This is a genomic window from Streptomyces sp. NPDC059456 (genome assembly GCF_042750055.1).
In the GTDB taxonomy this organism is placed as follows: Bacteria; Actinomycetota; Actinomycetes; order Streptomycetales; family Streptomycetaceae; genus Streptomyces.
In genome coordinates, this window is record NZ_JBHYVA010000132.1 from 1 (window position 1) to 13,097 (window position 13,097).

General features: G+C 71.6%; 10 protein-coding genes and 1 pseudogene. 5 read left to right on the forward strand and 6 right to left on the reverse strand.

The genetic code is table 11. The features are described from left to right. Window positions 1–211: 211 nt before the first annotated feature. Genes ACFXA3_RS14490 through ACFXA3_RS14510 form a run of 5 tightly spaced genes read right to left on the reverse strand, consistent with a single transcriptional unit; the run spans window position 212 to window position 6,161 of the window. Window positions 212–1,636 (reverse strand): MATE family efflux transporter, encoded by a 1,425-nt coding sequence (locus tag ACFXA3_RS14490; protein ID WP_385186694.1) that lies wholly within the window; start codon window positions 1,634–1,636, stop codon window positions 212–214. Window positions 1,637–1,639: 3 nt separating this feature from the next. Next, window positions 1,640–2,668, reverse strand: coding sequence for a cysteine synthase family protein (locus tag ACFXA3_RS14495; RefSeq protein WP_385186697.1), 1,029 nt, complete (start codon window positions 2,666–2,668; stop codon window positions 1,640–1,642). 52 nt (window positions 2,669–2,720) lie between these two features. Further along, on the reverse strand, window positions 2,721–4,109 hold the full coding sequence (locus ACFXA3_RS14500; protein ID WP_385186700.1) for a Y4yA family PLP-dependent enzyme: 1,389 nt from the start codon (window positions 4,107–4,109) through the stop codon (window positions 2,721–2,723). Then, window positions 4,100–5,134, reverse strand: a complete 1,035-nt coding sequence (locus ACFXA3_RS14505; RefSeq protein ID WP_385186703.1) for an ornithine cyclodeaminase family protein — start codon at window positions 5,132–5,134, stop codon at window positions 4,100–4,102. The genes ACFXA3_RS14500 and ACFXA3_RS14505 overlap by 10 nt, the downstream gene beginning before the upstream one ends. A 31-nt stretch (window positions 5,135–5,165) precedes the next feature. After that, window positions 5,166–6,161, reverse strand: a complete 996-nt coding sequence (locus tag ACFXA3_RS14510; RefSeq protein WP_385186706.1) for a TauD/TfdA family dioxygenase — start codon at window positions 6,159–6,161, stop codon at window positions 5,166–5,168. 322 nt (window positions 6,162–6,483) lie between these two features. Here ACFXA3_RS14510 and ACFXA3_RS14515 point away from each other — a divergent pair, with 322 nt between their 5' ends. The 5 genes from ACFXA3_RS14515 (at window position 6,484) to ACFXA3_RS14535 (ending at window position 12,666) form a co-directional block, all read left to right on the forward strand. Next, window positions 6,484–8,043, forward strand: a complete 1,560-nt coding sequence (locus tag ACFXA3_RS14515; RefSeq protein WP_385186709.1) for an ABC transporter substrate-binding protein — start codon at window positions 6,484–6,486, stop codon at window positions 8,041–8,043. Window positions 8,044–8,150: 107 nt separating this feature from the next. Next, entirely contained in the window at window positions 8,151–9,041 is an 891-nt protein-coding gene (locus ACFXA3_RS14520; protein WP_385186727.1) for an ABC transporter permease, read from the forward strand. Further along, on the forward strand, window positions 9,038–9,913 hold the full coding sequence (locus tag ACFXA3_RS14525) for an ABC transporter permease (RefSeq protein WP_385186711.1): 876 nt from the start codon (window positions 9,038–9,040) through the stop codon (window positions 9,911–9,913). Before ACFXA3_RS14520 ends, ACFXA3_RS14525 begins: the two co-directional genes overlap by 4 nt. Next, the gene (locus tag ACFXA3_RS14530) at window positions 9,910–11,409 is read left to right on the forward strand and encodes an ABC transporter ATP-binding protein (RefSeq protein ID WP_385186714.1); all 1,500 of its coding nucleotides are present in this window, start codon (window positions 9,910–9,912) and stop codon (window positions 11,407–11,409) included. The genes ACFXA3_RS14525 and ACFXA3_RS14530 overlap by 4 nt, the downstream gene beginning before the upstream one ends. A 402-nt stretch (window positions 11,410–11,811) precedes the next feature. After that, window positions 11,812–12,666: a hypothetical protein gene (locus ACFXA3_RS14535; RefSeq protein WP_385186716.1), complete on the forward strand. Its 855-nt coding sequence runs from the start codon at window positions 11,812–11,814 to the stop codon at window positions 12,664–12,666. A 58-nt stretch (window positions 12,667–12,724) separates the two neighbouring features. Here ACFXA3_RS14535 and ACFXA3_RS14540 read toward each other — a convergent pair. Then, window positions 12,725–13,097 (reverse strand): annotated as a pseudogene (locus tag ACFXA3_RS14540) (DedA family protein); the annotation flags it as partial.

Sequence of the window (13,097 nt, forward strand, 5' to 3'; positions counted from 1 at the left end):
CGCGCTCGGCTACCGCGTCGCGGTGGGGGGGGCGGGGGGGGCGCGCCCCGCTTCGTGCGTGTCGGCGCCGGCGCGTCGCTGCGGGGCCGCCGCGGCGCCCCGCGCCCCCCCCGCCGCCGCCGCGCCCCCCCCCCGGGACCGACACCGGGGGCGATGGATTGCACCGGGAGGCGGAAGCCGCACGCCTTGCCCGAGGGTCACATGGCGGGCGTCAGGCGACGGCGGGGGCGGTGTGCGCCCGTTCGCGGCGGGTCAGGGAGTGGGAGTACCGGCGCAGGAGGAGCAGCGCGGTGGCCGCGAGGCCGGTCAGGAGGCCGAGCCAGATGCCGAGGGTGTCGAGGCCCAGCGCGTAGGCGAGGAGCCAGGATGCGGGGAGTCCGACGGCCCAGTATCCGATGAGGGTGATGCGGAAGCCGCTCCTGGTGTCGTCGAGGCCGCGCAGGAGTCCGACGCCGATGTTCTGGGCGCAGTCGAAGAACTGGAGGAGGGCGGTGACGATCAGGAGCTGGGTGGCGATGGTCAGGGCCCGGTCGGAGCCGGAGTCCAGGAAGGGCGCCAGGACGAGCTTCGGGAAGGTGAGGTAGAGCAGTCCGACGACGGACATCACGGTGGCGGCGCAGGCCAGGGCGGTGTTCTTGAGGCGGCGGGCGTCGTCGTGGTGGCCGAGGGCGAGCTCCCGGCTGACGTTGATCGACGCGGCGTGGGACAGGCCGACGGCGACCTGGAAGACGATGTAGACGAGCTGGTTGACGGCGGTGTGCGCGGCCAGCGCGTCCGGGCCGAAGGACCCCGCCATCAGGGCGGTGACGGAGAAGAAGCCTGCCTCGGAGCCGTAGGTGGCGGCGATGGGGATGCCGAGCCCGACGAGACGTTTGACCGTGGCCGCATCGGCCTTGGTGATGTCCAGGCTCAGGAGCGGTGCCAGTTCCCGGTCCCTCTTCACGGAGAGGTGGAGGGCGAGGAAGGACAGCAGGTACACGCTGGACGTGGCGATGCCGACGCCGGTGAGGCCGAGGCGGGGCAGCCCGAACGTGCCGTGGATCAGGATCCAGTTCAGGCCAGCGTTGACCGCGATGGAGGCGATGGTGATCTGCAGGAGGGCCTGGGGGCGGCGCATGCCGACGGTGAACTGCCGTACGGCCTGGAACCACAGGCAGGGGAGCAGGCCCGGGGCCAGGGCGAAGAGCATGGTCCGGGTGAGACCGACCACGTCCGGGTCCTGGCCGAGCCACGGGAGGGCCTGGCCGATGAGGACCATCAAGGCGGCGCCGACGAGTCCGGCGAGCGTGGCGACGGCCAGGCTCGCCCGGACTATCGAGCGGACTTCGTCGTGCGCTCTCTCTTCCGCGGAACCGCCGTCGCCCCCGGCCCCGTTGCTCTCGCCGACGGCCCGCTCGGCGCGGGCCGCCGCGGCGGCTGTCTGGTTGCCGACGGAGGTGACGAGACCGACTCCCATGGTGCGGAGCTGGTTGAAGATGACGATGGCCAGGCCGCCGGCGGCGAGTTCGCGGGTACCGATCAGACCCATCATCACCGTGTCGGTGGTGGTCAGGGCCACCTGCGCCAACTGGGTGAGGATCAGCGGCACGGCGAGGACGCCGAGTGCACGGCTGTCGCGGAGGAGAGTTTTCAGCATGGTTTACCGGTTCCCGCGGAGTTTGGTCAGTAGCTCGTCGATTTCCCGCTCGGCCCCGGCGTCGAGGAGATCGCGGTCCTGCATCCACTGGTCGTTGAAGACGGTGTCCATGTACTTCTCGCCGCCGTCGTTGACGAGGGCGACCATGGTGGTTCCCGGCGGCAGGGCGGCCAGCCTGGTCAGGGCCTCGTAGACGACCCCGCCGGCCGAGCCTCCGATGAGGAGGCCCCTACGGGCGACCGCGCGGCAGGTGGCGAACGCCTCGACGTCGCCGACCTTGACGCCTTCGTCGATGAGGTCGAAGTCGACGAGGGCACCGATCTCGGCGCCCTCGGGGGTGCCGGTGCCGGACTGGTAGTAGTCGTGGGCGGGGCCGCCGAAGGCGATGGAGCCCTTGGGCTCGACGCCTATGACGGTGAAGCCGGACATGAGCCTGGTCAGTTCCCGGCTGGTGCCGCAGAGGGCTCCGCCGGTGCCGACGGCACCGATGAGCACGTCGATCCGGCCGTCGAGGGCCTCGTGGAGTTCGTGCGCGACGGGGAAGTATCCGACACCGTTGGCGGGGTTGTTGTGCTGTTCGGTGAAGATGGCGTTGTCCTGGCCGCGGGCCATGTCCTCGGCGAGCTCCTCGCGTGCGGCGGTGGCGAGTTCCTCGGTGCCGTCGTCGACGACGTAGACCAGTTCGGTACCCAGGGCCTTCATGCCGCGCAGCTTGTCCGTACAGGCGTGGTTGTCGACGACGGCGGTGAAGGCGTATCCGCGTTCGGCGGCGATGACCGCCAGGCCCAGGCCGGTGTTGCCCGACGTGGACTCGATGATCCGGCCGCCTTCGCGCAGCTCGCCGGAGGCCTCGGCCGCATCGATCATGGCTTTGGCCATACGGATCTTCGCGGTGCCGGTGGGGTTGAACATCTCCAGTTTCAGCAGCAGGCGGCTGCCGGTTTCGGTGGTGGCGAGTTCGAGGAGGGGGGTGTAGCCGATGAGATCGGATACGCGGGAGACCACGGTGGGGCGCTGAAGGGCTCCGGGCATCGGTGACTCCAGAGTGTCTGGGGCGGTGTCGGGCAGCGGGTGGGGCTGGGCTTCAGGCGACATGGCGGTCGAGGCGCCAGCGCGGGCGGGGCCGGTCCGTCCGGTCGATGACGACCTTCGGCGGCAGGGCCAGGTCGTGGAAGGGGGACTCGTTGGAGTCCATCTGGTAGCCGGCCGTGTTCGGGTAGACGAGCAGGTCACCGGTGCGGGGGCGGCGGGGGAAGGGAATCTTCCGCCAGGTGAGCATGTCCGATTCCAGGCAGGTGGCCGCCCCCACGCATGCGGGGAAGGCACCGTCGGAGCCGTCGGCGTTGTCCAGGCCGTCGGGTTCACGGGGGATCAGGACCGGGTCGGGCAGGTACTCGCTGTTGAACCACTGCTCGGACAGGCTCAGGCTCGTGCCGTCCACGGTCAGGATCAGGTATCCGTCGCGCTGCTTGACGCCCTGGACCCCGAAGACCGTCGCCCCTGCCTGGTGGAGCAGCGCCCGTCCGGGCTCCAGGAGCAACAGCACGCCCGCGTCGCGCAGGAGCCGGGCCAGCGGGTGCTGGTGGCCTTCGGGCCGGGTGGCCAGCAGTGCGGCCAGGGCGTCGGCGCCGGCCACGGGGGAGTGGTACGGGTAGAAGTCCCCGGTGTGGAAGGTCTTGCCCGCGTGGTAATGGCTGCTCTTGTGTCCGGCGAGGAACGTGTGCCAGCTGTCCGCGTCGGTGTAGCTGATGGGCAGCCCGCCGCCGATGCTGATCCGCGAGGCCTCCAGCCCCTGGACGCGGGCCCCCAGGCACAACTCGACGAGGTGGGCGGCGAGGTCGGCCCGGGGCTGGAGGGCGTAGCCCGACAGGTGGAAGCTGAACCCCTCCATCCGGACGGCGTCCCCGCCCCGGACGCACCGGTCCAGGGCCGTGGCCAGTTCGGCGTCGGTGAGCCCGAAGCGGCTGTGCGGCTGGGCGGGCGGCAGGACGCGCAGCAGGATCCGGGCGGGCCGGATGCGGCCGGTGAGCGCGGTGGTGACGAGGGCGTCGAGTTCGTCGAGGGAGTCCACGGCGATCAGCGCTCCGTGCTGGACGGCCAGGTGCAGCAGGGTCCGGTCCTTGGCCGGGCCGGTGACGACGAGGTGCTCGCCCCGTACGCCGTGGCCGAGGGCCTCGCGGAGTTCGGCGGCGGAGGCGACGTCCACGCCGGCCCCGCCCGCCGCGGCGCGTTCGACGAAGAGCGCGGCCTTGTTGGCCTTCTTCGCGAAGTACACGGAGCCGTCGACCCCGGCCGCGGCGAGCGCCTCCCGTATGGCCCGCAGGTTCGCGTCGAAGGCCTCGGGCAGCAGGAAGTGGAACGGGCCGCCGAACGCGTACGCCAGCTCGGGCAGCAGCCCGCAGGCCACGACCTGCTCGGCGGCGGCATCGGGGAGCACCGGAAGAGCCGGCAGGGGACGGCCGTTCACCGCCACAGCGGGACCTCGGTGCCCAGGCCCTGTGCGAGGGCGAGCTGGGCGAAGCGGTGACCCAGGGCGATGTCGGTGACGACGAGGCCGCTGTTGTAGGCGAAGATCCGCTCGTCGGCGCCGGTGCGCCCGGCGCTCACGCCCGCGAGGACCGGCGGGAACTCGGCGTCCACGGAAGGGAGTTTGCCCTCGGCATCGGCCATGTCCGTGCCGGTGACGTTCATCTGCGCCTCGCTGGTGGCGATGACGCGGTCGGCCTCGTGCAGGGTGGACGGGGCCAGGCCGTGGCCGACCAGGACCGACAGGGCGCCGGGCTTCAGCCACGAGGCTTCCACGGCGGCCGGCGTGTGCCCGCCGGCGGTGGCGACGATGACGTCGGCGTCCGCGGCGGCGGCCCGCAGGTCGGTGACGATCTCCACGTCCCGGTCGGGGAAGTGGGTCCGCAGCTGCTCGCGGACCGCGGCGATGCCCTCGGGGTGCGTACCGGACAGCAGGAGCCGGTCCAGGTCCGGCAGGGTGGTGAGGAGGAACGGCAGCGCGAGCCGGCCCTGGGTACCCGTGCCGATGACCAGGGCGGTGCGGGCGCCGGGGGCGGCCAGTTCGCGGGCGAGCAGGGCCGAGACGGCCGGGGTGCGCAGGGAGCCGATGCGGGAGCAGTCCATCATCGCGACGGGCAGGCCGGTGACGTCGTCGTAGAGCGTCAGGGAGGTGTAGTAGTGCTGCTCCTCACGCCCCTTGTCGAGGCCGTGCTTGTAGGAGGTCTTGATCGCGACGACCTCGCGGGAGCCGTCACGGCCGAGCATCGCGTAGGAGACCGAGTGACCGTCCTGCGGCTTGACGGTCAGTTTCCGGGGGTTGTCGGACTGGCCGGCCTGGAGGGTGCGGTAGGCGCCTTCCACGGTGGCCACCACGTCCGCCAGGGATATGTCGATCCCGGCGAGGTCGGTGGTGGACAGGATGCGCAGGTGCGTGTCGTCGCCGGGTGCGGCGTCGGATGTGGCCGCTGCGGGGGCGGCCGGGGTGTCGGTCATGGTGGTGTTCCTCCGGGTGCGGGGCGGGTGGTCAGCTCGCGTGCGCTTCGAGGGCGCTCTGGCCGTAGCCGTGTTCGCCGGTTTCGGCCTCGGGGCGGGTGCGCCGGCCGGGGACGCGGACGGAGGCGCGCTTGAGCCAGCGGTCGGTGCCGTCGTAACGGGCCCGGAAGGGCACCCGGCCGTGGACGACGAGGTCGTTGTCGACGATGAGGACGTCGCCGGGGTCGAGGCTGACGGCGACGGAGACGCGGGCCAGTTCGTCCGCGAGGCGCCCGTACGCGCCGCGGTAGGCCTCGTCGGCCTCGTCCAGCGGGGTGTAAGCGGGGTCGAAGCGCAGGGTCATGCCGTCTTCGGCGGCGAAGAGGGCGGGTACCGCGGGCGGAGCCTCGTCGGCGTAGCCCTGGGCTTCCTCGTAGGCGTCGTCGGGGAGGATCGGCAGCACCGGCCGGGTGAGGAGGTCGATGTCCTCGTCGCTGAGGCGGGTCTTGCGGATGCTGGCCGCGGTGGTGGCGATGTTGTCGGGGTTGCGCATGCAGCCGAGCATCAGGAGGTGGGCGCGGCCGGGGTGGAACGCGTCCTCGGTGTGCGGGCTGAGGAGCACCGCACTGCTGGCGCCGGTCTGTTCGGTTTCGTGGCCCGCTGCGGGGACGATGTTGTGTACGAAGCGGCCGTTCTGCTGGCCCTCCCAGGCGATGGGGTTGCCCATCACGGTGGAGAGGAGCAGCAGGGTGATGTCGTGGACCGCGCCGCTGTCCCCGGCGGTGGCCCAGCTGGACGGTGTGGTGCCGATGGCGTCGTCGTCCACCTCCAGGCCGCGCAGGATGTACAGCCCGTCCTCGGTGTCGACGGGGCGGCAGTGCGCGCGCAAGGTCTGGCTCAGGGACGCGGCCTTCTCGGCAACGCGGGCCAGGAGCGCGGGACTCGTGGCGGAAGTGCCGAACTCGGCGAGGATTTTCTCGGCCGCCTGGCGGAGTTCACCCACGGTCTGGGCATCGAGCTGGCGAACGGGTGCGGCTGCCGTGCTCATGGCGAAGAGATCCGTTTCGTCGGATGGCAGGGGGGATCCCCGGTTCTGAGGTACGGACTCCGGCGGTTCCGGTGGTTCGGGCGCGGAAGTGCGTAACTGGCAAGGTGTGACGGCTTATTGACGATCCGTCATTGATCCGCGGAACCGGCGGATGAGTCGAACCGTAACATCGAAGTGAGGTAAGGCAAACCTTAGTGATAGGTCATGCGGGAGCGATATTCGGACATGCATCCCATCGAGGCCGGCGACTTGCGGTAATGGTTGTCATTAGGGTAGGCAAACCTAAGTAACTTCCCCTTGCTTCAGTGGATCGAGGACGTAAGTGAACTTCAACAGGCGCCAGGTGCTGTGGGCCGGCGGAGCGATGGGCGCGGCGGCACTGCTCGCCGCCTGCTCCTCGGGGAGCGGTGACGCCACCGGCGACAAGGCGTCCGCGGGAGACGGAAAGCCGAAGAGCGGCGGCACGTTGCGCATCGGGGCACTCGGCCGCGCCGGAGCCATCACCCGTGACCCGCACGGCACCCAGGCCAACGAGAGCGACTACCTGGTCATCGCGCTGGTCTTCGACACCCTGGCCATGCCCGGATCCACGTCCAACACCGTGCCGCGCCTGGCTGCTTCCTGGGAGTCCTCGGCCGATCTGAAGACCTGGAAGTTCAAGATCGCCCAGGGCGCCGCCTTCCACGACGGGACCCCGGTCACCGCCGAGGACGTCGTCTGGTCGCTGCGCCGCCTGCGCAACACCCCCTCCGGCGCCTCCCGTCTGCCGGGCGTCAAGGGGGCGGAGAGCATCACGGCCGAAGGCGCCGACACCGTCGTCATCGTCTCGGACTACGCCAACGCCGACTTCCCCCTCCTGACGCGGCTCACCACCTTCGTCCTGAAGAAGGACACCCCCGACAACGCCCTCGACAAGGCACCCGGCACCGGCCCGTTCAAGCTGGACTGGTACCGGGGCGGCAACGCCCGCCTGGTCCGGAACGACAAGTGGTACGGCGGCACCGTGCACCTCGACGCCATCGAGGTCACCATGTTCGAGACCCCGCAGGCCATGGCCAATGCTCTGCTCGCCGGCCAGATCGACGTCGCCTCGAACGTCGGCGCCGTCGCGGCCCGCACCGCCGAGACCCGCAAGGACGTCCAGGTCCTGCGCCGGCCCAACGACATGGCCATGCCCATCGTCATGCGCGCCGCCGCCGGCAGCCCCTTCGCCGACCCGCGCGTGCGCGAGGCCATGCGCCTGGTCGTGGACCGCGACGCCATGGTCAGGCAGGTCCTCTCCGGCTACGGCACCGTTGCCAACGACATCATGGGCACCGGCGACCCCGCCTACGCCAAGGACGTCCCCCAGCGCAAGCGCGACCTGGAGAAAGCCCGGAAACTGCTGGCCGAGGCCAACTTCGACCTCACCAAGACCTATTCTCTGGTGACCACCGAGGACATCTCCGGACTCGCCGAGTCCGCGACGCTGTTCGCCAATCAGGCCCGCGAGGCCGGCATCAAGGTCGAAGTGGTCAAGCAGGAGTCCGGCGCCTTCTGGGACAAGACCTGGAAGACGGGCGACTTCTACACCACCTACTGGGGCACCAACGACTCGGTGGTCTTCTTCGCCTCCAAGACCATGGCCGGTGAAGCCGGACAGAACGAGGCCGGCTGGGCCGACCCGGCCTTCGACGCCGCCTACCGCAAGGCGATCGGCACCGCCGACGAGAAGGAGCGCGCCGCGGCCCTCAAGGAGCTCCAGCAGATCGAGTACGAACGCTCCGGCTACCTGCTGTGGGGGATGGCCGACGGCATCGATCTCGCCGCGGCCAAGGTCAAGGGCCTTCCCAAGCTGCCCGGTTACGGCCGCGTGCAGCTCGAGAACGCGTGGCTGAGTTGAGCCGCACGGCCCGGCAGCACACGGTGGCCGCCCCCGCCACGACGGGGGCGGCCACCGCGTCGCGCCTCCTGCTGCGGCCGGCCGCCGCCGTGGCCCGCCGGGCCCTCATGCTCGTCATCCTGCTCGCCGCCGTGTTCGCCGCCGTCGAACTGCTGCCCGGCGACGCCGCGAGCGCCGGCTCGGAACGCGGGGACAGCGCCGCCGACGTCGAAGCCCGCCGCCACCTGCTCGGCCTCGACCGGCCGGTCTGGGAACGTTTCGCGGACTGGATGACCGCGCTGCCCACCGGAGACCTCGGCACCAGCGCCCGCGGCCAGAAGGTCACCGACCTCCTCGCCGACCCCCTCCCCAACACCCTCCTCCTCGGCGGCACCGCCTTCGTGCTGACCGTCATCGCCTCCCTCGCGCTGGGCTGCTGGGCCGCCTCCCGCCCCGGCGGGCTCACCGACCGGATCATCGGCCACACCTCCACCGCGGCCTTCGCCGTACCGGAGTTCGTCGTCTCCGTCGGCCTGCTGCTCGTCCTGTCCCTCTGGACGGGCTGGCTGCCGGCCGTCACCCTCACCGGCGCCGACGGCTCCCTCGCCGACTGGACGATGCTGGTCATGCCGGTCCTCGCCCTGGTCATCCCGCAGACCGGCTGGAACACCCGGATCGTGCGCGGCGCCCTCGCCGACCAGGCCCGTACCCCCCACGTCGAAGCCGCCCGCCTCGACGGACTGCCCGTACACCGGATCGTGCTGCGCCACGCCCTGCCCGGCGCGGTCCCCGCCATCGCCACCGGCATCGCCACCTCCACCGGCATGCTGCTCGGGGGCGCCGTCGTCGTGGAGACCCTCTTCAACTACCCGGGCATCGGCTCGGTCCTGGCCGCCGCGGTCAGCAGCCGCGACACACCGCTGATCGCAGGGGTGGTCGCCTGCGCCGGCGCCGCCATCAGCCTCGTCCTGCTCGCCGCCGACCTGCTGCGCGCCCGTACCCTGGGAGGACGCCCGTGAGCGCCGCCGACACAGCCCTTCCCGACACGGCGGCTCCCGCGAAGCCCGCCCGGAGCCGGAGCCGGAGCCGGTCCGGGACCCTGCTGCGCATCGCGCCCGGCCTGCTCCTCGTCATCGCCGCCCTGACCGGGCCGTGGCTCGCCGAACATCCCCTGGACAAGCCCGTCACCGCGCCGTACGCCGCCGCCGGCGACGGCGCCCCGCTCGGCGGCGACCAGCTGGGACGCGACGTACTGAGCAGGCTGCTCCACGGCGGCTCCGCCCTGATCGCGGGCGCACTCCTGATCGCCGTCGTCGTCACCGCCCTCGCCGTCGTGGCGGGCTGCGCCGCCGCCCTGCGGCCCCGGCTCGGCCGCGCCGTCGAGCGGACCGCCGACGTGTTCATCCTGCTCCCGCCGGTCCTCGGCATCATGCTGATCGCCCTGGCCTGGCCCGGCGGCGGACGCTGGGCCGTCGTCGCCGCGGCCGTCGTCCTCGGCACCCCGTACGCCATCCGCATCGTCGCCTCCGCGGCCGCCCCCCTGGCGTCGGCCGGCTACGTCGAAGCGGCGACCGCCCGGGGCGAACGGACCGTCCACATCGCCCTGCGAGAACTGCTGCCGAACCTGCGGGCCACCGTGCTCGCCCTGTTCGGGCTCCGCTTCGTCGAAGCCGTCTACGTCATCTCCATGGCCGGCTTCCTCCAGATCGGCCCCCAGCCACCGGCAGCGGACTGGGCCCTGATGATCCGCGAGAACGCCCCCGGCATCCTCCTCAACCCCTGGGCCGTACTCGCCCCCAGCCTGGCCATCGCCGTCCTGGCGATCAGCTTCAACCTGGCCTCCGCCTCCCTCGCCTCCCGCTCCGCACTCAAGGCGGTGACCACCCCGTGAGCGACACCGCACCCGCAACGGCCCACCGGTCCACCCCGGTCCCGGCCACCGCCGTGGCCTCGGCCACCGATCTCGAAATCCGCATCCCCCACGGCCCGGTGCTGCTGCACCCGGCCTCGCTCACCCTCCGCTCCGGCCGGATCACCGCACTCACCGGCCCCTCCGGCTCCGGCAAGACCACCCTGCTCCGCGCACTGATCGGCCACCTCCCCGACGGGGCGGCCATCACCTCCGGCACCCTCGACGTCCTGGGCCACAACCCCGGCGACCTCGGCCCGGAAGAACTGCGTCTGCTGCGCCGCACCCGCATCGCGTACGTCGGCCAGGACCCCGGTTCCGCCCTCAACCCCCGGATGAAGATCCGCCACATCGTCGCCGAGACCGCCACCGACCGGAACGAGGCAGCCGTCCTCGGCCTCCTGCGCGAATGCCGTCTCCCGGTCGATGACGGCCTCCCCGACCGGCGTCCCACCGCGATATCCGGCGGCCAGCAGCGCCGCGTGGCCCTCGCCCGGGCCCTGGCCCGCGCTCCCGAGATCCTCCTCCTGGACGAACCCACCGCCGGACTCGACTCCGCCCTGCGCGACGAGATCGCCGAACTGCTCCGCGACCTGGCCGCCACCCGGGGGCTGGCCGTCGTCATGGCCTGCCACGACCCCGAACTCGTCGAAGCCTGCGCCGACCACGTCGTCCGCCTCTCCGGCCCGCAGCCGCCGCACCGGCCGTCCCGGCAGCCCACGCGCCCCGGCGCCGTTCCCGCCGCACAGGTCCCCGAGAGTGGGGGAGGCCTCCTCGCCAAGGGCGTCAGCGTCGCCTTCACCCAGCGCGCGGGCCGCCACCAGGCTCTCGACGCGGTCGACTTCAGCGCCCCGCCCGGCACCGCCACCGGCATCATCGGACCGTCCGGCTCCGGCAAGACCACCCTGCTCCGGGTCCTGGCGGGACTCCACCCCGCTGATCGCGGCACCCTCTCCCTGGACGGCAGCCCGCTGGCCTCCACCGCCCGCAAGCGCCGGCGCGAACACCACCGCCGGATCCAACTCGTACCGCAGAACCCCCTCGACGCCCTGAACCCCTCGCACACCATCGGCGCCGCACTCGCCAGGCCCCTGCGCCTGCACGGCGGGGTGCCGCGGCCACGGATCGCGGGCCGGGTCGGCGAGCTCCTGCGGCAGGTCGAACTCCCGGCGGACTTCGCCGGCCGCCACCCCGGTGAACTGTCGGGCGGCCAGCGCCAGCGGGTCTCCATCGCCCGGGCCCTCGCCACCGACCCCGCCTACCTGCTCTGCGACGAGATCACTTCGGCCCTCGACCCCGGGACCGCGCTCACGGTCATGGAACTCCTGGCCCGGCTGCGCACGGAACGTGGCCTGACCACGGTGATGGTCTCCCACGAACTCCACCTGATCGCCGCCTACACCGACACGGTCCACGTCCTGGACGCGGGCCGGCTCACGGCCACCGGCCGCACGGCGGAGCTGGTGCCCGGCTCCTGAGAGCGCCCGACTCGCCCCGGCCGACCACCGCTTCCTCGTGAAGCGGCCCAGGCCGACAGCAGCCCGTGGTCGAGGGCGGCGCAACACAGGGTGCCGACGAAGGCGTTCAGGATGTGTTCAGGTCGCGTCCGGCAGGGTCGGCTGTCGTGACTCCTTGCGCACCCGGGACCGGTGAGGCGACGGTGGAGGCTCCCCCGCTGCCCGGAGCCGTGAGCCGTCATGCATCGAACCGGGGTCGTTCGCATCTCGTGTCAGGGGAAAGCGAAGTCGCGCCCGGACACGGTCACTTCACCGCCGCAGGGGACGTGACGCTCCGCGAACACCGCGGGACCGTTCGCTGCCCACACGGCGTCCCGCTCCACGAAAGTGCGGCGCCGATGCACCGACCAGGAGTAATGGACATTGGAACAGTCAGAAACGCTGACCGGCCAACTGGACGTCGTCGGCACCGGAAAGTACGTCATGAAAAAGCTCCCGGAGGTCACACTGGCCTTCTGGATCATGAAGATCGCGGCCACGACCCTCGGTGAAACAGCGGGGGACCTCTTCGCCCAGACCCTCGGACTCGGCTACTTCCTCACCACGATCGCGCTGTTCCTGATCTTCGTGGTCACGCTGGTGATCCAGCTCGGCTCCCAGCGGTACAACCCCTTCTTCTACTGGACCGTCATCCTGTCCACCAGCATGGCCGGCACCACCATGTCCGACTTCATGAATCGTGACGCAAGCGCAAAGTACCTCTCCAGCGGGTCCGCTTCGCTGGGCTGGGGCCCGCAGGGCCTGGGATTGGGCTACCCGGTCGGTGCGGCGATCCTCGTCTCGATCCTGGTCGCGATCTTCGTCATCTGGAAGTTCACCGGCATGACGTTCGTCATCCGCGACATCACCTCGCTTCGTGGCGAGGCCCTCTTCTGGTCGGCGATCCTCGTCTCCAACACGCTCGGAACCTCCATGGGCGATTTCCTGTCCGACAGCTCCGGACTCGGATACCTGGGCGGCGCGCTTCTCGTCTCCGCACTGCTCGGCGTGCTCCTCGCCCTGGTGCCGGTGCCCGCTGTGCCGAACGTCCTGCTGTTCTGGATCGCCTTCGTACTGACCCGCCCGCTGGGGGCCACCGCCGGCGACTTCCTCACCAAGCCGATCGCCAAAGGCGGCCTGGACCTCGGCACCATGGGCTCGTCCGCCGTGCTGCTCGCGGTCCTCATCGGCCTCATGGGCTACGCCCACCGCCAGGAGCGCAGTCGGGCGAGCATCTGACCTCGTCGGTCAGGGCGGGCTCCGGGTGTCCGGCCGGTCACCCGGGGCCCGCCTGCCGTCAGGTGCGGGAGGTGCGGCGGGAGCGCAGCACTTCCAGGCCCACCGGGATCAGGGACACGGCGGCGATGACGGCGATGATCGGCAGCAGGTAGTGGTCGACGTTCGGTACGGAGGCGCCGAGGGCGTACCCGGCCAGGACCAGACCGACGGTCCACAGCAGACCCCCCAGGACCTGCCAGAGGGCGAACGTGCGCGCCGGGACGTTCAGGACCCCGGCGAGCGGGTTCAGTACGGTCCGCACGATGGGCAGGAAGCGGGCCAGGACGATGGCCTTCGCGTAGCCGTAGCGTTCGAGGATCTCCGCCGCCCGGGCGGCGCCCTCGCCGAGCTTTCGGGGGGTGGGTGGGGGGGGGTGCGCGGGCCCCGGCGTC

Bases quoted from the DNA above. Each gene is read 5' to 3' on its own strand.
- ACFXA3_RS14505 (WP_385186703.1), bottom strand. From the start codon at position 5,134: ATGACCGACACCCCGGCCGCCCCCGCAGCGGCCACATCCGACGCCGCA.
- ACFXA3_RS14495 (WP_385186697.1), bottom strand. From the start codon at position 2,668: ATGCCCGGAGCCCTTCAGCGCCCCACCGTGGTCTCCCGCGTATCCGAT.
- ACFXA3_RS14520 (WP_385186727.1), top strand. From the start codon at position 8,151: ATGCTCGTCATCCTGCTCGCCGCCGTGTTCGCCGCCGTCGAACTGCTG.
- ACFXA3_RS14510 (WP_385186706.1), bottom strand. From the start codon at position 6,161: ATGAGCACGGCAGCCGCACCCGTTCGCCAGCTCGATGCCCAGACCGTG.
- ACFXA3_RS14490 (WP_385186694.1), bottom strand. From the start codon at position 1,636: ATGCTGAAAACTCTCCTCCGCGACAGCCGTGCACTCGGCGTCCTCGCC.